The sequence below is a fragment of the Candidatus Microthrix parvicella Bio17-1 genome (assembly GCF_000299415.1).
Taxonomy (GTDB): Bacteria; Actinomycetota; Acidimicrobiia; order Acidimicrobiales; family Microtrichaceae; genus Microthrix; species Microthrix parvicella.
This window is the reverse complement of record NZ_AMPG01000001.1, coordinates 820,132-837,937: the sequence shown is the minus strand read 5'-3', so window position 1 is coordinate 837,937 and position 17,806 is coordinate 820,132. Positions and strand designations below refer to the sequence as shown.

Sequence of the window (17,806 nt, the reverse complement as noted above, 5' to 3'; positions counted from 1 at the left end):
CTGGCGCCAGCTCCTGTGCTCAGCCTGACACGATGGGCGCATGGAGCTTCGCTCGGATAGCTCGTTTCGTTTCTCGCAGCCGCGGGCGGAAATGTGGGATGCCTTCACCAGCGTTGGCGAGTATCAACGATGGTGGCCATGGCTGGCCGGCTTCGATGGAACGGCGTTCGGGCAGGGGGAGCAGTGGTTCTGCGAGGTAAGTCCTCCGTTGCCCTACCGCCTGAACTTCTCGGTCACACTGACCGACGTGGTCCCCGAGAAGTTCGTGCGGGCCCGCATCGGCGGCGATATTGGTGGCTGGGCCGAGCTGAGCGCCACCGATGCGCCAGCCAAGGTGCGGCGCGGCGAACGAGTGACCCATGGTGAGGGAACAGCCGGGAGCGCTGGCTCGGTCGATTACCACGGATCAGCCGAGCGCGCCGGCGATCGGCAAGGTTGCGAGTTGCGGCTGCGCTCAGCGCTGTCGCCACAGAATCGCGTGCTGCGGCTGGTCACGCTGGGCGCCCGACCCGTGGCTCGCTTCGGTCACGACTGGGTGCTCGACAGCGGCGTCCGCCAGTTTCGACGCCGGCTCGACGACGAAGCCTAGATGACCACTCCGGTGATCCCCGAGGATGGCGTGAATCCGTGGGGGTCACGGCTGCCTGCAGCAGTGGTCGCCAAGGCGACGGTGTGAGGCTGCCGCCCGGCTGTGGCGCCCGGCGCCGGACAGCGGGCTGCGCACCGGACGGGATCAGGCCGCAACATTGATCGAGATGATCCCCCGGCTATGGGCGGAGCTCGACCGCCCGTGCTCCGAGGCTGCGGTCGACCATGCGATCGCTTGCGCCCAACGACGACTGGAGGCTCACGACGACGAGCGGGCCGTGTTGATGCACGGACGTGCACGAGTGGAACGCCCTTCGCTCGGACGACGCGTTCAAGCTGGTGGACGCCGAAGGCCTTCTGGCCGAACCGGCTGGGTGCCTGGACGGGTGTGGCACCGGAGCCGATCTGGGAATGGGGAGTGGCGGAACGCGTGTCTACCGCTGGGATGCCTAATGGCACCGCTGGGGAGCCTGGCAGACTGTCCCGGTGGGACGACGGGTGTTCATCACCGGGGTTGGCCGGGGGTTGGGGCGGGCGATCGCTGCCGGCCTCATGGCACAGGGCGACGACGTGTGGGGGTCGACCAGGTCGGGTGAGTGCGACCTTGGGCCGGCCGGAAGCGTGGCCCTGGACCTGAGAGACGAGGCGAGCATCGCCGCCGGAATCGCCGACCTCGCGGGACGGGTGGCCTCCATCGACCTGCTGATCAACTGCGCCGGTGCGGACGCACGGGCGTTCGGTCAGCCCAAGGGTGACAGCGGCCCGTTCGACTTCGATGCGGCCACGTTCAACGCGCTCTTGAACGTCAACGTCACGGGGCCGATGGTGGTGACCCGCGAGGCGATGCCGCTGCTGCGGGCCGGAGCCGACCCGATGATCGTCAACGTCAGCTCGCAGTTGGGCTCGATGCAGGTGGCCGCGCGGAAGGGGCGTGACAGCGCCTACTGCGTGTCGAAAGCGGCGCTCAACATGTTGAGCGTGAAGACGGCTGCGGCGCTTCGAGGCGAGGGCATCGGAGTCGTCATGTTGCACCCCGGGTGGGTGCAGACCGACATGGGAGGGCCCGCTGCCCCGATGAGCATCGACGAGTCGGTCGACGCCATCATCGAGACGCTGGGGTCGCTCACCATCGCAGATTCGGGCCGTTTCGTTCGTTGGGACGGCCACGATCACCCGTGGTAGCCAATGCGCTCCGAAGGTGAGGTTGGCTTGAGGACCTATCCGGCGTTGAGAACGTGGGCAAGCGTCCGGTCGGCTAGCTCGTCCCACACCGACGGTTGCGGGAGGTGGCCCATGCCGGACACCACGACCAATTCGGCGTCGGCGATGCCGGCGGCCAACGACTCGGCATGACGTAACGGCAGCACCCGGTCCAAGTCGCCGTGCACCACCAATGCCGACACCTCGATCCGAGCCAGACAGTCGACGGACGGCCGGCTGCCACGAAACGCCGCGTCCTGATGAATGGCCACGGCGTCGGGCCGGGGTTCTGCCCGTTCGGCGGCGCGTGCGAACTCCGCCTCCACCCAGGCGCGGTCGGAGGCCTCGGTCGTGGCCATGGCTCGAAGCATGCCGTCGACGGGGTCGGCCTCGAGCGCGGCAAAGAAGTCCTCTCCCATGCCAGCCTCAGGGTCCGGGCTCATGGCGGCGATGAAGGTGAGCGATGCCACCAGGTCGCTGCGACGATCCGCCAGGTCCACCAGCGTCATTCCGCCCATCGACACGCCGACGAGGTGCACGGGGCCGGCGCCGGTCGCAGCGATCACGGCGTCGGCATCATCGGTGAGGTCGCTCAGCGTGTAGCGGCCTCCGCCCGGGCCCGACAAGCCCGTGTCGCGTGGGTCGTAGCGGACCACGCTGCAACCTCCGGCGATCAGGCGATCCGAAACCGGGCAGGGAACAGGTCGCTGGAGTCGCCCCTGCCTGGAACCAGGAAGACCGTCGGTCCCGTTCCCAGCAACTCCCACCAGAGCGCTACTTCGCCGGCAGTTTCGGTGAACATGCGCCAACCATAGATCTCGCTCCCTTTCATCCTGTTGTGTTGCGTGAGGGCCTCGAACCCTCAGTACGGCCAATCGGAGAGGGGCGGCGGTAGGCGAAAGGCCACGTCGAGCGCAGTGAGTATCTCGGGCGGCCCGGCGAGCTGGTCGGTGATCGTGAGGCCCGTGGCGGGCCGGACACCCAGCCACAGCCGGGTGAAGGCGCCGACCGAAGCATCGAGCACAGGTGCCGAACCGGTGGGCAGCCCGTCGGTCACCCCCGACTCCTCACCGAGGTGCACCGTGTAGTCGCCGCCGATGCCCGGCCAGGTGGCGCCGGACCGCTCGACCAGCGGGTCGTGCAGCCGCAGGCCGAACGTGAGGTTGATCCCGGGCAGAGCGCAGGCCTCAATACAGCTGGCCAGATCGAGCAGGCGCCACTGCACCTTGGACCAGGCGGTGTGCAGCGGGCGGGCTGAGGCTCCGAAGTTGGCCTGGGATAGCTGGCGCATCGGCTCGGCGAGGAGCGCCTGCAACTGCACACCGGACGGCTCGCGGCTGATCGTCACCGACCGCACCTGGTCGCCGAGCGCCCGCAGCAGGCCCAACAGGTCGCGTAGCTGGTGGGGCTCCTCGTAGATCAGCCACTCGACGGTCAGCGGACCGTGGTGGCCAGCCATCGAACCCAGCAGGCAGTGGGTGAGGCGACCGTCATCGGAACGGAAACCCAGACCGACCGGTCGCTCCAGCTCGGCCAGGGCCTCGGGGACCAATGCCGGAAGCTCGACCATGACCGACCCGTGACCTCGATGTCGACGTAGCAACAGGTCGTAGATCTCGCGATGGTCCTCGACGCCGATCCTGACCGGTGGGCGATTGGGGACGGCAACGTCCAACGTGGCCGGATCGAACGACACGACATGGTCCTCGGCTCCGGTGCCGAAGCCGAACCGGTCGTAGTAGCCCTGATCGAAGATGCCCAGGCTGGCCATTGCGGCGCCGTCGTCGGCCGCTTCGGCCAGCGAACGGGCCACGAGCCCGCCGGCCAGCCCTTGATGCCGCGCCACGTGGCCGGCGGCGACGAAGGTGATCACCGCAAGGTCGAGGTCGAGCGCCGAAGGTCCAACGCCGTAGCGCATCGATCCTGGCACCGTTTGCACGACGCACTCGGCCGAACCGTTGAGATCGGCCACCACGGTTCGGCCGCCGTCGAGGATCTCGCCCAGCGCCGATGCTCGTGCCTCGGAGTTGTCGATCCACCCCGCCTCCCGCCAGATGCGGGTGACGGCTGCCAGGTCGCGCTCGGATTGGTACGGGCGCCCGGCCATCACCCCAGTCTTGTGCCCCTCGAGCTGCGGGGCAATCGAGTTGCGGTGGCGAGACTTGGGTGGGGTACCCCGATAGCCAGCTAGTTTCTGACGATCCGTCAGGTCGAGCGATCCGCTGCTCGACCGACCCTGTACCGACACAGCTCAAGGAGTACCCCGTGGCCGAAACCGCCAAGCCCCTGGCCGGCGTCCGCATCATCGAAAGCTCGCTGCTGGGCCCGGGCGCCGTCGGCACCCACCTGGCCGATTTGGGTGCCGAGGTGATCAAGGTGGAGAGTCCGGCCGGTGACTACATCCGGCGCATGACCTGGCCGATCATCGAGGGCGACTCGCTGCTGCACCACCACATCAGCCGCGGCAAGCGGTCGATCACCCTCGACCTGCGCACGCCCGAAGGCGTCGAGGTGTACAAGGACCTGGTGCGGGGCGCCGACGCCGTGGTGGAGGCCATGCGTCCCGGCGCCCTGGCCCGGCGTGGCCTGGGCTTCGACGACCTCAAGGAGGTCAACCCGTCGATCGTGTTCTGCACGATCTCGGGCTACGGCATGACCGGCCCGTACAAGGACCTGCCCAGCCACGGCATCGCCTACGACGCCTGGGGCGGGCTGATCAGCCCGGGTCGGGACGAGGAGGGCTTCCCCCGCATCGACGAGCACGCCTCGGTGGGCATGCACTCCGGCCCGCTGTTCGCCGCCTACGGCATCCTCGCCGGCATCATTCGTGCCCGCAGCACCGGCGAGCCCACCTACCTCGACATCGCCCAGAGCGACGCCTCGGTGGCGATGGACTGGCTGCGCATCGAGACCTACCTGGCCTACGAGCGGCCGGAGGATGTGGTGACCGGCAACCCTGCCGACGACTACGAGCGGCGCGAGCCGGGTACCGCCGGCATGCTCGGTGGGGTCCGCTACCAGTTCTACGATTCCTCCGACGGCATGGTGCTGTTCATGTCCTCCGAGCAGGAGTTCTGGAAGAACTTCTGTGGTGGCGTGGATCGCATGGACCTGTTCGAGAAGTGGCCGGGCAGCCAGTACGGCGACCATGCCCGGGGCAACCGGGAACTGCAGCGCGAGCTGGTGGCGATCTTCGCCTCCAAGACCACCGAGGAATGGGTGGAGTTCGCCGATGAGGTGAACACCCCGATCTGCCCGGTGAACACGCCCAAGACCGTGGCGGACGACCCGCAGTTTCAGGACCGCTTCCCGCTGCTCGGTCACGAGGAGCACGGCGCCGACATGATCGGCTCGGCCATCCACCTGGTGGGCGAGGAGCTGCCGGTGCCCACCCGTGCACCGACGGTCGGTCAGCACAACGACGAGATCCTTGCCGAGGTGCTGGGCTACGACGAAGCCAAGGTCGCAGCGCTGCGCCAGGCGGGTGCGCTGGGCGCCCCGCAGTAATCGCACCCGTGGTCCATCTGGGTGTGATCGCTGTGGCCCGGTCCGCAGTGATCACACCCAGTTCGGGCTTGGGTGGCTTTGCTGTGGCTCCGGCGGTGCGCCGATGGGAAGGGCACTGCGACCGGGCGTGTGCGGGCGGCCGCGTGAAGCTGCCGGCATGGCCTCCGCACCGATCGAATCGTCACCAACCTCGCCCGGCTGGTGGTTTCGCAGCCGGGAGACCGGCCGGATCACGATCGCCCAGGCGCCCAACCCGCCGTTGTGGATCTTCCTGGCCGCAACGCTGGGACGGTGGTTCGTCTCGGACGCCGGACCGTGGGCCGACCTCTTCTGGTGGGTCTCGACCGGGGCGCTGGCCTGGTGGGCGGCCGATGAGGTGATTCGGGGTGTCAATCCTTGGCGCCGGGTGATCGGTGGCGTGGGGCTGTTGTTCTTCGCCATGCGGCTGATCGGTCGCTGACGGTCGTCGTCCGTCGCAGCCTGTGGCCGTCCCTCGCGGCCCGTGGCCGTCACTCGTGCCCGGGCTGAGGCGAGGGGGCGTGCCGTCCACGCCACGTGTACAACAATGATGGGGTGTCCGCAGGTGAAGACGAGGTGATCGAGCCCGACGAGGTCATTCCCCCCGGGGACGACTCGGAGGCCGGCGGAACCGAGGGTGGACCTGCCGTGCCGCCCTACGTGGAGATGCTGGCGTGGATCCTCGACGACTGGTTTCGTATCCCGTTGACCAACAAGCGGGTGGGCATCGATGGGGCCATCGGCATGGTGCCCGTTGTTGGCGACGGCGCCGGCCTGGTGACCTCGGCCATCGTCATCGTCAGCGCGGTCGGCCAGGGCGTTTCGGCGCCCACGGTGATACGCATGGTCGGCAACGTCCTCTTCGACTCGATGCTGGGTGTGGTGCCGTTCATGGGCGATGCGTTCGACTTTGCATGGAAGTCGAACGCCAAGAACGTGCGACTCCTCAAAGCCGACCTTGCCGATCCGCAGCGGACGCGAAGATCGTCGCTGGCCGTGATGGCCATCTCGGTTGGCGTGGTGTTGGTTCTCACCGCGGCGACGGTGGCGGCCGCTGCGCTCGGGTTGTGGTTGATGGTGCGGCTGGGCGAAGCCATCTTCTGAGCAACGCGCTTGGTCGGCACTACCATCCAACGCTGTGTCAGAGCACCCAACAAATGACCCGCTTGCAGGCGATGTAACCGCTCCGCAGACCACCCCGGCGCTGCTCGCCCAGGTGGCGTCGCGCTATGGCGACGACCCGGGGGTGGTCGACGGCGACGTCGCCCTCACCTGGGCGCAGCTGGCCGGCCGCGCCGCAGAGTTGGCGAGGGCGGTGGCAGCACACGGCATCGAGGCGGGCGACCGGGTGGCCATCTGGGCGCCGAACTGTTGGGAGTGGGTGGTGGCCGTCCTGGGTCTGCACTCGGCCGGTGCGGTGCTGGTGCCGATCAACACGAGGTATCGGGGGGAGGAGGCGGCCCATCTGCTCGAGCGTTCGCAGGCACGGTTGCTTTTTACGGTGGGCGAGTTTTTGGGCACCGACTATCTGGCGTTGTTGGGCGACCGTCGCCCGGCGGTGACCGACACGGTGGTGGTGCTTCGCAGCGATGCCGACACGAACGATCTCACGACCGGTGAGACTCAGGGCGGCGCCGTGCTCGACCTGGCGACGTTCCTGGGTCGAGCCGGGGAGGTGGCCGACGCGGAGATCGACGCTCGCATTGCAGCGCTTGACGGCGACAGTCCCTCGGACATCCTCTTCACCTCCGGCACCACCGGGCAGCCGAAGGGGGCGGTCTGCACGCACGGCCAGGTGGTGCGGGCCTATGCCGCCTGGGCCAACGTGGTCGGGTTGACCCATGACGACCGCTACCTGGTGGTCAGCCCGTTCTTTCACGCCTTTGGCTACAAGGCGGGCATCATCGCCGCCATGACGGTGGGTTCGCCCATCTACCCCGAGCCGGTGTTCGACGTGAACAAGGTGATGGAGCGGGTTGCGGCCGAACAGATCTCGATGCTGCCCGGCCCGCCGACGCTGTACCAGAGCATGCTGAACCATCCGGATCTGGATACAGAGGCGCTGGCCGGCCTGCGCCTGGCGGTCACGGGTGCCGCGTCGGTGCCCGTCGAGCTGATCGAGGCGATGGGTGACACGCTCGGCTTCGAGACGGTGATCACCGGGTACGGGCTGACCGAGGCCTGCGGCATCGCCACGATGTGTCGCGACGGCGACGATCCGATGACCATCGCCACCACCTCGGGACGCGCGATCCCCGGCGTGGAGGTGGTCACGTTCGACGAGGCAGGCAACCCGACCGCAGCGGGTGTGCCGGGTGAGGTGCGCATACGTGGCTACAACGTCATGGTCGGGTACCTGGACGACCCGGAGGCGACTGCCGAGACCATCGACGCCGATGGATGGCTGGCCACCGGCGACATCGGGGTGCTCGATGCTGACGGCAACCTGGCCATCACCGACCGGTTGAAGGACATGTTCATCGTGGGTGGGTTCAACGCGTACCCCGCCGAGATCGAACGCCAACTGCTGTTGCACCCGGACGTGGCCCAGGCCGCGGTGATCGGGGTGCCCGACGGCCGGCTGGGTGAGGTCGGATACGCCTTTGTGGTGCCGACTGCCGGCGTGTCGATCGACGGCGCCGCCATCATCGCCTGGTGCCGCGAACACCTGGCCAACTTCAAAGTGCCCCGGTATGTGGAGTCGATCGACGAGTTGCCGTTCAACGCTGGTGGCAAGGTGATGAAGTTCCAGTTGCGGGATCGAGCGGCGGAGACGCTGGGCGACCACTCGTGAGCGCGCGGGCCGTCGACGGCCGCGTGCCGGGCCGGCGAGGCCTGGCCACCCGCCGACGGCTCCTCGAGTGCACCCGAACCATGCTGGGCTCGACCTCCTACCGGGACTTGAAGGTGGTGGACATTGCACGCGAGGCGGGCACATCGCCCGCCACCTTCTATCAGTACTTCACCGACGTTGACGCGGCCATCGCCGAGTTGGCGGGCGAGATGGCCACCGAGGGCGCCACCCGGCTGAGCGAGTTGTTGGCCAACACCACCTGGGCCGGCGAGGAGGCGGGTGATTCGGTGCGGGGCCTCGTCATCGGGTTCCTTCAGTTCTGGGAGGCCAATCGTCCATTGATGTCGGTGATCGACCTGTTGGCGGCCGAGGGGGAGGGGCAGGTTCGGGCGACGCGTGCGGACCTACTGGCCACATTCTCCACGGGTCTTGCCGACCGGGTTCGGTCCGACGGCAACCGCTCGGGTGCGACCAGCCCCTGGGCCATGGCCTCGGTGGCGGTGACGATGTTGGTGAACGTGGCCATCCAACGGGAGATGTTCGAAGCGTCGAAAATCCCTGCCGACGACCTGATCGACTCGGTGGCCCGGCTGCTGCAGGCTGCCGTCACCGGAACCGTCGACGCCTGAGCCTGTCACCGGGTACCGACGGTCAGGAGCTCGGGCCCAACAGCTGAGCGACGATTCGTCGGGGCAGGTCGGCGTCCGGCTCGGTGCCCCCCACCATCAGGCGGTGGGCCAGCACAGCCGGGCCGAATTCGGCGAACAGTTCCACATCGGTGCTTGGGGGCAGCTCGCCCCGTTTGACCGCTGAGGCGATCAGGGCCTGGACGTGGGCCCTTCTCTCGGCCACGAACGCACGCTGGTACTCGTCGTGAAGTTCGGGATACCGCGCCTTCTCGGAGACGAACGCGCACATCACCGGACCGTCGTCGCCTGCCATCGCCCGCTGCGCACCCTGCAACATCGCCAGCAGGTCGGCCCGAAGGTCGCCGGTGTCCACCAGCGGGACCAACGCCGAGCTGTGGCTGCGAAGCGCCTCCACCACCAGTTGTTCCTTGCTGGAAAACCGGCGGTAGATTGCCGCCTTCCCCACGCCCGCCCGGGTGGCGACCGCCTCCATCGACATGCCGCCAAAGCCAACGTCCACCAGCAGGTCGATCGCCGCGTCGAGGATGGCCCGTTCGGTTTCCGCCGACCGGGGTCGGCCCGGAGAGCGCACGACCGGCCCGCTCACGGCTCGACGGCGGGTACTCGCAAGCCGGCACCGGTGCCGATGGGCTCACCCGGAGGTGCCATGGTGGATCGCTCGTCGTCGAGGGCCCGGGCCGGGAGCCACTTCACAACCGACAACGCCGCGACGAACAGGATGCCGGCGGCCACGATGGAGGCCAGGTGCATGCCGGACACGAAGCTCTCCCGGGCCGCGGATTCGATCAGCGGTCGGACCGCTGAGGGCGCCTTTTCGGCGATGCCCAACGTCTTGCCGATTGAGTCGGTCAGCGGCTGGATGAACTGCTCGGGCACCTTGCCGGTGAGCTTCGCCGTCATCTCCGGTGCATAGCGAGACGACAACAACGAGCCCAGCACGGCCACGCCGACGGCACCGCCCGTTTGGCGGGTGGTGTCGTTCATCGCCGAGCCGACGCCGGCCTTGGCACGAGGCAGCGAACCCATGATTGAGTCGGTGGCGGGGGCCATGACGTTGCCCATGCCGAGCCCGAGCAGGCACGTCAGCAGGATCACCGGAACCATCGGGGTGGTCACCGTCAACTGGGTGAACGTGAGGAATGCCAGCCCACACACGGTGAGCCCGCCGGCGACCACCACCTTGTTGCCCAGCCGGTTTACCCAGATGCTGCTGAGCGGCGCGGCGATCATGATCACCACGGCCTGAGGCAACAGCACGGCCCCGGCCTTGATCGTCGAGTAGCCCAGCACCGACTGCAGGTATTGGGTGAGCAGGAAGATCATGCCGAACAGGCCGAGGAACGTCAGCGTGATGGCCCCGCTGGCGGCAGAGAAGCGGGGGTTCTTGAAGAACTCCAGGTTGAGCATCGGGTGATCACAACGCATCTCCCACACCATGAAGCCGACGAACAACGCGATCCCGGTGGCAAACCCGGCGAGGATCTCGGGCGAGGTCCAGCCGTGTGCCGGTGCCTCGATCACCGCGGCCAACAGCACGCCCAGGGCGGCGATCGACAGCAGCGCGCCCAACGGGTCGGCCTTTGACGGGTTGGGATCCTTGGACTCGGGGATGTAGCGGTAGCCGAAGATCAGCCCGGCGATCACGACGGGGATGTTGACCAGGAAGATCGAGCCCCACCAGAAGTGCGCCAGAAGAAAGCCACCGGTGACAGGCCCCACGCCCAGACCAAGTGCGGACACCCCCGCCCAGATTCCGATGGCCTTGGCGCGCTCCCTGGGTTCGGTGAAGACGTTGGTGAGTATGGAGAGGGTGGCGGGCATGATGAACGCGCCGCCGACTCCCATCAGCGCCCGGGTTCCGATCAGCAGGTTGGCGTCGGTCGCCATGGCGGAGAGCGCGGAGCCGATACCGAAGACGATGAGACCAACGGTGAGGAACCGGTAGCGGCCAAACCGGTCGCCGATGGTTCCGGTCGTCAGGAGCAATCCCGCAAACACGATGGTGTAGCTGTCGACGATCCATTGCAACTGGCTCTGTGACGCGCCGAGGCCCCCCTCGACCGGCAGCTTGGAGAGCCGAGGCAGCGCCACGTTGAGGATCGTGTTGTCCAACACGATCACCAGCAGGCTGACGCACAGCACGACCAGCGTGATCCATCGGTCGCGGTAGACCTCGTCGGGTTTGTTGACTTGGTCTCTCACGGGGGTTTCCTTCGTCGTGCGGGGACAGGCTGATTACGGAACGGTTCCGTATTGTTATGCGGTCACGCCTGTCCTGCCAACCCGCTCCACTGACATCGGACGGTCGGGCTACCCGGTGGGGTGCTGGAGTTGAGCTCGCAACTGCTGGTTCTCGTCGGACAATTCGACGAGGCGGTGGGTGATCCCGGTCAGCAGGGTGCGAGACATGGTTGGAAACTCATCCAACAGGCTGCGGAACGATCGCCGGTCGAGTACCTCCAGCGTGGAGTCCTCGGCAGCGGTCACCGTGGCCGTGCGTACCACATCGTCCAGCAAGGCGATCTCACCGAAGTAGTCACCGGCACCGATGGTGGCCAACTCCCGACCGTCCCGGCTGATGGTGGCCGAGCCCGACATGATCACAGCGAACTCCTTGCCCACTTTGCCCTCTTGGGCCAGGACGGTGCCTGTGGTCACGTCCAGCGTGTCGCTCAGTTGGTCGATTCGATCCAGTTCCTTTGGCGAACAGCCCTCGAACAACTTGATCTTGCGGAGGAAATCTCGGGGCACTGTGTGGTTGGACATGAGCCCAGGGTACCTACGCTGCGAAATGCGCAGGCGGCATTGTGGCCCATGGGTCTGGCAAGCTCGGACCCATGGTTCGGCTCTTCGCATTTCTTACCCGTCGTTCAGAACTGAGCCACGAGGAGTTCCTGGATCACTGGCTGAATGTTCATGGCCCGCTGATCGCCGGCACACCCGAGCTGGCACGGCACATCCGGCGCTACGAGCAGCACCCCCGGGCGGAAGCCGGCCCGATGTCGGGGAGCGAGCACTGCGATGGCGTCACCGTGCAGCACTTCGACTCGGCCGATGACCTGTGGGCGTTCACCGCCGAGCCCGCCTACGCCGAATTGATCGCTCCCGACGAGGCGGCGCTGTTGGACCTCCAGCGGTTGGTGTGGGTGATCACGGGCGAGCCGACCGTGGTGATTGGGGACGGGACGTCGACCGGTGGGGTTGGTGGCGATGTCGCCGGTGCCTGAGGTGGGGGACTTCGACGGGGCCCGTGTGTTGATCACCGGCGCAGCGTCGGGCATCGGCGAGGCGACAGCCCGGCTGCTCGCCGCCGGCGGCGCCCGACTGGCGCTGCTGGATCGCGATGGCGTGGAGCTGACCCGAGTGTCCGAAGAACTGGGTGCCGAGGCGATCGTCGCCAACGTGGCCGATGCCGATGCGGTTCGTTCGGGGGTCGAATCCGCTGCAGCGGCGCTCGGCGGGTTGGATCACCTGGTGAACAACGCGGGGACGGGTTCGCTCGGTCGCATCGAGCGGTACTCGGATCGAGACCTCGACCGGCTGATCGCCGTGAACCTCACCGGCGCCTACCGGGTTCTGGCCGCCGCGCTGGGGCATCTCCGGGAGCCACCGGCAGCCCTGCCCGGCGCCGGAGCGACGCCACAACACCGCAGCTCGGTGGTGAACGTGGCCTCTGCATCGGGGGTGAGACCGACGCTGGGGGAGGCCCCGTATTCGGCGGCCAAGGCGGGCCTGATCAGCCTCACTCAGTCCGCGGCGATGGAGGCGGCGCCCGAGGTGCGGGTGAACTGTGTGTCGCCCGGCTTCGTCGCCACGCCACTCAACCGGATGCTGTTGGATCTGCCCGACATCGAGGACACCTTGGCGGCAGCGACCCCGTTGGGTCGCGTGGGCACTGCCGACGAGGTGGCCCGGGTGATCGCCTTCCTGCTCTCCGAGGCCGCCTCGTATATCACCGGCCAAAACCTGGTGGTCGACGGCGGCAGCCTGCTGCCGAACTCCCAGGTTGACCCGGTGCTGGGCCCACTGCTCGGTTCGCGAAGCGCGGTCGAGTCGGAGGCTGCCTCCGGCCTCGCCTGAGAGCGATCTTCTCAAAATCGGAGGTGGAGCCGAACCGATGGAGTGAACCGTGAGCCCCCTGGGTACTGCTCCGGCATGGCGAACGTTTCCGACTACATCGTGCAGCGAATTCAAGAGTGGGGGGTCGATCTCGTTTTCGGCTACCCGGGTGACGGCATCAACGGGGTGGTCGGCGCCATCGACCGCTCGGACGGCGCGGTGCGCTTCGTGCAGGTGGCTCATGAAGAACTGGGCTCGTTCGGGGCCTGCGCGTACGCCAAGTATCACGATGACCCGGATGCGGTTGGCGTGTGCCTGTCCACCGGCGGGCCGGGTGCGGCGCACCTGATGGTGGGGCTCTACGACGCCAAGGCCGACCATCAGCCCGTCGTGGCCATCGTTGGGCAGGTGGCCCGCAGGTCGATCGGCGGTTCCTACCACCAGGAACTCGACCTCCTCACGATGTTCGCCGGGGTGGCTGACTACGTGGTGGAGGTGTCGACGCCGGCACAGGTTCGCCAAAGTGTCGACCGGGCCTTCCGGACCGCACTGGCCGACCGCACCGTCGCGGTGGTGATCCTGCCCAGCGACGTGCAGGAGGCCGACGCCGTACCCACGCCAGAACGAAGCAGGGGCGCGATTTACACCGGCACCAGCTATCAGCGCAGCGCGCCGTTGCCGTCCGACGAGCAACTCGATGCCGCAGCCGAGATCCTGAACACCGGAAGGAAGGTGGCGTTGCTCGTGGGCGCCGGTGCCCTCGGCGAAGGCGACGCTGTGTTGGAGGTGGCCGATCGGCTGGGTGCCGGGGTGGTGAAGGCGCTGCTGGGCAAGGCGGTGGTGAGCGACGACCACCCCAACGTCACGGGCCACCTTGGGCTGCTGGGCACCCGAGCCAGCTTCGAGCTGATGCAGGGCTGCGACACGCTGTTCATGATCGGTACCTCGTTTCCCTATGCCGATTGGCTGCCGCCCGATGGGGCGGTGCGTACCGTGCAGGTCGACATCGACGCCGCCCAGATCGGGCTGCACTATCCGGCCGATGTGGGGCTCGTGGGCGACACCGGGCGTACGTTGGCGGCGTTGCTCCCGCGGCTCCAGCGAACCGACGACCGCAGTTTCGTCGATGAGGTTGCCACGTGGCGGCGTCGCGACGATGCGATCCACGAGCAGCGGGCACTGTCGGACCACACGCCGATCACGCCGCAGCGCCCGTTCTGGGAGGCCAACCTGCGACTGCCCGACGATGCGGTCATTTCAGCCGACTCGGGGACCTCGGCCAACTGGTTTGCGCGCTACATCCACCCTCGGGGTACCCAGAAGACCTCGGTGTCGGGCAACCTCGGCTCGATGGTGCCCGGTGCCGCGTATGCCCTGGCCGCCAAGTTCGCGTGCCCCGATCGCCTGTCGGTCGGCTTCGTCGGCGACGGCGCCATGCAGATGTTGGGCATCAACGCCCTGATTACCGCCAAGCATTACTACGACACCTGGGACGATCCCCGCATGGTGCTGTGCGTGCTGAACAACGGCGACCTCAACCAGGTCACCTGGGAGATGCGGGCCATGGCCGGCAACCCCCGCTTCGAAGGCAGCCAGGCGCTGCCGGAGTTTCCGTTTGCGGACTACGCCGAACTGCTGGGCCTGGTGGGGGTCCGGGTGGAGGAGCCCGATGCGGTGGGCGCAGCATGGGACACCGTGCTTGCCGCCGATCGCCCCGCCGTGCTCGAGGTGATGTGTGATCCCAACGTGCCCACCGTGCCCGGGCACCTCACCATCGGCGAGGCGACCAACTACATCGAGGCGCTCGCCAAGGGTGACCCCGATGCTGCCCAGGTGGTGCTGCAATCGGCCCGGGAGTTGTGGGAGTCGGCCTCGGGGACCATGAAGGCTGCAATCAGTGAAAGGCTTGGATGATGAGTTTTCAGTTTCACCGGAGCGCTCCGTCACGGTTTGGTCCGTGGGCCACCTGCCTGGTGGGCATGCTGGCCGGAATCGTGCTGGTCGTCTTGCTCAGCTGGTGGTGGCTGTTCCTGGCCGTGCCGGCCACGGTGCTGTGGGTCATCGGAGTGATCGACTATCTCCAGCCTCACCACTCCATTCGCCGGATCTACCCGGTCATTGGGCGAATGCGATGGCTCGCAGAGGACCTGCGCCCCAAGATCCGTCAATACTTCGTCGAATCGGACACCGACGGTGCTCCGTACACCCTGGACACCCGGGCCGACGTGTACGACCGGGCCAAGGGCGGCGAGGGCATCGAGTCCTTCGGCACCGAACTCGACGTCTATGCCCAGGGATACGAGTGGTTCCTGCACTCGATCTACCCCAAGGTGCCGGCCGAAGGACAACACCGGGTGCGCATCGGCGAGGCCAGTGGAGCCATCCCGTATGACATGGCGCTGATGAACATCTCGGCGATGAGCTTTGGCTCGCTGTCGGGCCCGGCGATCACCGCGCTGAACGAGGGTGCCCGGCGGGGTGGCTTCGCCCACGACACCGGCGAGGGTGCGGTATCGCCGTACCATCGCCAGGGCGGCGACCTCGTGTGGGAGATCGGTACCGCCTACTTCGGCTGCCGCACCCCCGACGGCAAGTTCGACGCCGACCAGTTCGTCGATGAGTGCCGACAGACCGATGCCATCAAGATGATCTCGATCAAGTTGTCGCAGGGGGCCAAGCCGGGTCTGGGCGGGGTGCTGCCCGGCTCGAAGGTCACCCAGGAGATCGCCGACACCCGCGGGGTGCCGGTCGGGGAGACCGTCGTGTCGCCGGGGCACCACTCGGCCTTCGACGGGCCGGACGGCCTGGTGGAGTTCGTGGCCCGCCTGCGAGAGATCTCGGGCAATCGCCCCACCGGCTTCAAGCTGTGTGTGGGCCAGCGTACCGAGTTTCTGTCGGCGATCCGGGCGATGATCTCCGCCGACGTCTATCCCGACTTCATTATCGTGGACGGCTCCGAGGGCGGCACCGGCGCGGCGCCGCTCGAGTTTGAGGACCACGCCGGCGTGCCCCTCGACGACGGCCTCGCCACCGTCCACAGCGCGCTGGTCGGTGCCGGGATCCGCGGGCGGATTCGCATCGGCGCATCGGGCAAGGTGGGCAGCGGCTTCGATATCGCCCGTCGCCTCGCCCAGGGGGCCGACTACACCAACTCGGCCCGCACCATGATGTTTGCGCTGGGCTGCATCCAGGCCCAGGAGTGCCACACCAACAAGTGCCCCTCCGGGGTCACCAGCCACAACCCGATGGTCACTCGCGGCATCGACGTTGAGGACAAGGCCCAGCGGGTCTGCACCTACCAGCGGTCGACGGTCAACAACTTCAACACGATCCTGGGAGTACTGGGCCACACGTCGGCGTGCGACGTTCGACCGGACCAGTTCATGCGTCGGATCTCCCAGACCGAGAGCGTCCGGTACGACGAACTCTGGCCGGTGCTGCCCGAGGGCAGCCTGCTGGACGGCTCGGCGCCCGAGGCTTGGATGGACGATTGGAAGGCTGCCGGAGGAATCGCCGGCTGAGGAGGCACCGCCAACGCATACCGGCGGGTCGGCCGGCAAGATCGAGCGCAGTCGCTTCCGAATCTGTGAGGGTCTGATCGACGGGGGAAACACATGTCCGAGCATCCGATCGAGCTGTCCACCCGCATCATCGACACCGGCGCCACCGATGCGCCCAACCGGGTCACCAACGAGCTGTCCGAGTTGGTCGACGGAGTGGCCCTGGTCGAGTCATTCAGCCACTCGATCGCAGTCGACTCGGGCGACGGCCTTGCGGTGTTCGATACCTCTGGGGTGTTCACCGGGCAGGCGGTCACCGAGGCCTTGCGCGCCTGGTCGACCGACCCGGTGGACACCATCGTCTACACCCACGGGCACGCCGACCACGTGGGTGGCTCTGGTGCCCTGCTGGCCGATGGCCGGGCGCGGGGCCATCGCACTCCGACGGTGATCGGACACGAGGCGGTTCCTCAACGTATGGCCCGTTACGAACGCACCAATGGGTGGAACCTGGCCATCAACGCCCGCCAGTTCGGGGGCATCGGCCCCAAGGCCGGGTTGGGTGTTGGCGGCAATGCCCGGTTTCTGCCCGAGGATGTCGCATGGCCCACGCTGACCTACGCCGAGGCAACCACGGTGCGGGTGGGGGACCGCAGCTTCGAGCTGCACCATGACCGGGGCGAGACCGACGACCACAGCTGGGCCTGGTTCCCCGAGGAGCGCATGCTGCTCCCCGGCGATCTGTTCATCTGGGTCTTCCCGAACGCCGGCAACCCGCAGAAGGTACAGCGCTACGCCGACGAGTGGGCCGTGGCGCTGCGCAAGATGGCGGCGTTGCGCCCCGAGTTGTTCCTACCGGCCCATGGCCTTCCGATCGCCGGTGCTGACCGCATCGCGATGGTGCTCGACGAAGCCGCCACGGTGCTGGAGTACCTGGTGGGCGCCGTACTGGATCGTATGAATGCAGGCCTGGAATTGGAGCAGATCGTCGAGGAGGTGAAGGTACCGGCCGAGGTTTTGGAGAAGCCGTACCTGACTCCGACCTACGACGAGCCCGAGTTCGTGGTGCGCAACATCTGGCGTCGGTTCGGCGGCTGGTGGGATGGCAATGCCGCCTCGTTGAAGCCGCCGACGCGGGCTGCGGTCGGTGTCGAGCTGCTCGCGCTGGCCGGTGGCGCCGCCCCCGTCGTGGAGCGTGCCAAGGCATTGGCAGGTGAGGGCGACTTCCGTCTGGCCTGCGAGTTGGTGGAACTGGTTTCACGGGCGCTTCCCGATGATGCCGACGTCCACGAGGTGCGGGCCGAGCTCTACCTGGGGCGGCGTGACCGGGAGCTTTCGCTGATGTCCAAAGGGATTTTCGCGGCTGCAGCGCGATCCAGCCAGCACGCTGCGGGGGCCAAGGTCGAGCGTGGCGGCACCCGATCTACTGCCGGGCTCCACCTTTCAGGTGGCGGATAGCGCTGCCCAGGGCTTGACGCGGCCGTTTCTGA

The 17,806-nt window shown here is 67.5% G+C and carries 19 protein-coding genes; 13 read left to right on the top strand and 6 right to left on the bottom strand.

Going from position 1 to position 17,806, the window contains the following annotated elements:
• Positions 1-40 precede the first annotated feature (40 nt).
• The 3 genes from MPARV_RS0104105 to MPARV_RS0104090 all read left to right on the top strand — a co-directional run bounded on the left by MPARV_RS0104105 (position 41) and on the right by MPARV_RS0104090 (position 1,770).
• The gene (locus tag MPARV_RS0104105) at positions 41-589 is read left to right on the top strand and encodes an SRPBCC family protein (protein ID WP_012231386.1); all 549 of its coding nucleotides are present in this window, start codon (positions 41-43) and stop codon (positions 587-589) included.
• Positions 590-882: 293 nt separating this feature from the next.
• Complete coding sequence (locus tag MPARV_RS24540; RefSeq protein ID WP_020377346.1) at positions 883-1,041, top strand: hypothetical protein; 159 nt, start codon at positions 883-885, stop codon at positions 1,039-1,041.
• A 33-nt stretch (positions 1,042-1,074) separates the two neighbouring features.
• Positions 1,075-1,770: an SDR family NAD(P)-dependent oxidoreductase gene (locus MPARV_RS0104090; protein WP_012231382.1), complete on the top strand. Its 696-nt coding sequence runs from the start codon at positions 1,075-1,077 to the stop codon at positions 1,768-1,770.
• Positions 1,771-1,805: 35 nt separating this feature from the next.
• Here the strand turns inward: MPARV_RS0104090 and MPARV_RS0104085 are convergent, their stop codons facing one another.
• The 3 genes from MPARV_RS0104085 to MPARV_RS0104075 are packed head-to-tail and all read right to left on the bottom strand — an operon-like array spanning position 1,806 to position 3,895.
• Positions 1,806-2,444 (bottom strand): alpha/beta fold hydrolase, encoded by a 639-nt coding sequence (locus MPARV_RS0104085; protein WP_020377344.1) that lies wholly within the window; start codon positions 2,442-2,444, stop codon positions 1,806-1,808.
• A gap of 17 nt (positions 2,445-2,461) precedes the next feature.
• Positions 2,462-2,590, bottom strand: coding sequence for a hypothetical protein (locus tag MPARV_RS25780; protein WP_274517200.1), 129 nt, complete (start codon positions 2,588-2,590; stop codon positions 2,462-2,464).
• A gap of 60 nt (positions 2,591-2,650) precedes the next feature.
• Entirely contained in the window at positions 2,651-3,895 is a 1,245-nt protein-coding gene (locus MPARV_RS0104075; protein ID WP_012231378.1) for a GNAT family N-acetyltransferase, read from the bottom strand.
• A 158-nt stretch (positions 3,896-4,053) separates the two neighbouring features.
• Between MPARV_RS0104075 and MPARV_RS0104070 the strand changes: the two genes are divergently transcribed.
• From MPARV_RS0104070 to MPARV_RS0104050, 5 genes are all read left to right on the top strand, one after another.
• A complete protein-coding gene (locus MPARV_RS0104070) occupies positions 4,054-5,295 on the top strand; it encodes a CaiB/BaiF CoA transferase family protein (protein WP_020377341.1) in 1,242 nt (413 codons plus the stop codon).
• Between the two features lie 157 nt (positions 5,296-5,452).
• Positions 5,453-5,755, top strand: coding sequence for a hypothetical protein (locus MPARV_RS0104065; protein ID WP_012231373.1), 303 nt, complete (start codon positions 5,453-5,455; stop codon positions 5,753-5,755).
• Positions 5,756-5,868: 113 nt separating this feature from the next.
• On the top strand, positions 5,869-6,417 hold the full coding sequence (locus MPARV_RS0104060) for a DUF4112 domain-containing protein (RefSeq protein ID WP_157789450.1): 549 nt from the start codon (positions 5,869-5,871) through the stop codon (positions 6,415-6,417).
• A gap of 34 nt (positions 6,418-6,451) precedes the next feature.
• Entirely contained in the window at positions 6,452-8,107 is a 1,656-nt protein-coding gene (locus MPARV_RS0104055; RefSeq protein ID WP_020377339.1) for a FadD3 family acyl-CoA ligase, read from the top strand.
• Positions 8,104-8,736, top strand: coding sequence for a TetR family transcriptional regulator (locus MPARV_RS0104050; protein ID WP_012231367.1), 633 nt, complete (start codon positions 8,104-8,106; stop codon positions 8,734-8,736). The genes MPARV_RS0104055 and MPARV_RS0104050 overlap by 4 nt, the downstream gene beginning before the upstream one ends.
• 22 nt (positions 8,737-8,758) lie before the next feature.
• On the opposite strand, the gene MPARV_RS0104045 is transcribed toward MPARV_RS0104050, so the two are convergent.
• The 3 genes from MPARV_RS0104045 to MPARV_RS0104035 all read right to left on the bottom strand — a co-directional run bounded on the left by MPARV_RS0104045 (position 8,759) and on the right by MPARV_RS0104035 (position 11,523).
• Complete coding sequence (locus MPARV_RS0104045; protein ID WP_020377338.1) at positions 8,759-9,343, bottom strand: TetR/AcrR family transcriptional regulator; 585 nt, start codon at positions 9,341-9,343, stop codon at positions 8,759-8,761.
• Entirely contained in the window at positions 9,340-10,959 is a 1,620-nt protein-coding gene (locus MPARV_RS0104040; RefSeq protein ID WP_020377337.1) for an MFS transporter, read from the bottom strand. Before MPARV_RS0104040 ends, MPARV_RS0104045 begins: the two co-directional genes overlap by 4 nt.
• 108 nt (positions 10,960-11,067) lie before the next feature.
• The gene (locus tag MPARV_RS0104035) at positions 11,068-11,523 is read right to left on the bottom strand and encodes a cyclic nucleotide-binding domain-containing protein (RefSeq protein ID WP_012231361.1); all 456 of its coding nucleotides are present in this window, start codon (positions 11,521-11,523) and stop codon (positions 11,068-11,070) included.
• Between the two features lie 71 nt (positions 11,524-11,594).
• On the opposite strand from MPARV_RS0104035, the gene MPARV_RS0104030 reads away from it, so the two are divergent.
• The 5 genes from MPARV_RS0104030 (at position 11,595) to MPARV_RS0104010 (ending at position 17,774) form a co-directional block, all read left to right on the top strand.
• Complete coding sequence (locus tag MPARV_RS0104030; RefSeq protein ID WP_020377336.1) at positions 11,595-11,984, top strand: EthD domain-containing protein; 390 nt, start codon at positions 11,595-11,597, stop codon at positions 11,982-11,984.
• The gene (locus MPARV_RS0104025; protein ID WP_157789449.1) at positions 11,968-12,837 is read left to right on the top strand and encodes an SDR family NAD(P)-dependent oxidoreductase; all 870 of its coding nucleotides are present in this window, start codon (positions 11,968-11,970) and stop codon (positions 12,835-12,837) included. The genes MPARV_RS0104030 and MPARV_RS0104025 overlap by 17 nt, the downstream gene beginning before the upstream one ends.
• 75 nt (positions 12,838-12,912) lie before the next feature.
• Positions 12,913-14,730, top strand: a complete 1,818-nt coding sequence (locus tag MPARV_RS0104020; RefSeq protein ID WP_020377334.1) for a thiamine pyrophosphate-requiring protein — start codon at positions 12,913-12,915, stop codon at positions 14,728-14,730.
• On the top strand, positions 14,730-16,337 hold the full coding sequence (locus MPARV_RS0104015) for an FMN-binding glutamate synthase family protein (protein WP_020377333.1): 1,608 nt from the start codon (positions 14,730-14,732) through the stop codon (positions 16,335-16,337). The genes MPARV_RS0104020 and MPARV_RS0104015 overlap by 1 nt, the downstream gene beginning before the upstream one ends.
• A 93-nt stretch (positions 16,338-16,430) precedes the next feature.
• Positions 16,431-17,774 carry an alkyl sulfatase dimerization domain-containing protein gene (locus MPARV_RS0104010; RefSeq protein WP_020377332.1) on the top strand — a complete coding sequence of 448 codons (1,344 nt, stop codon included), beginning with the start codon at positions 16,431-16,433 and terminating at the stop codon, positions 17,772-17,774.
• Positions 17,775-17,806 lie beyond the last annotated feature (32 nt).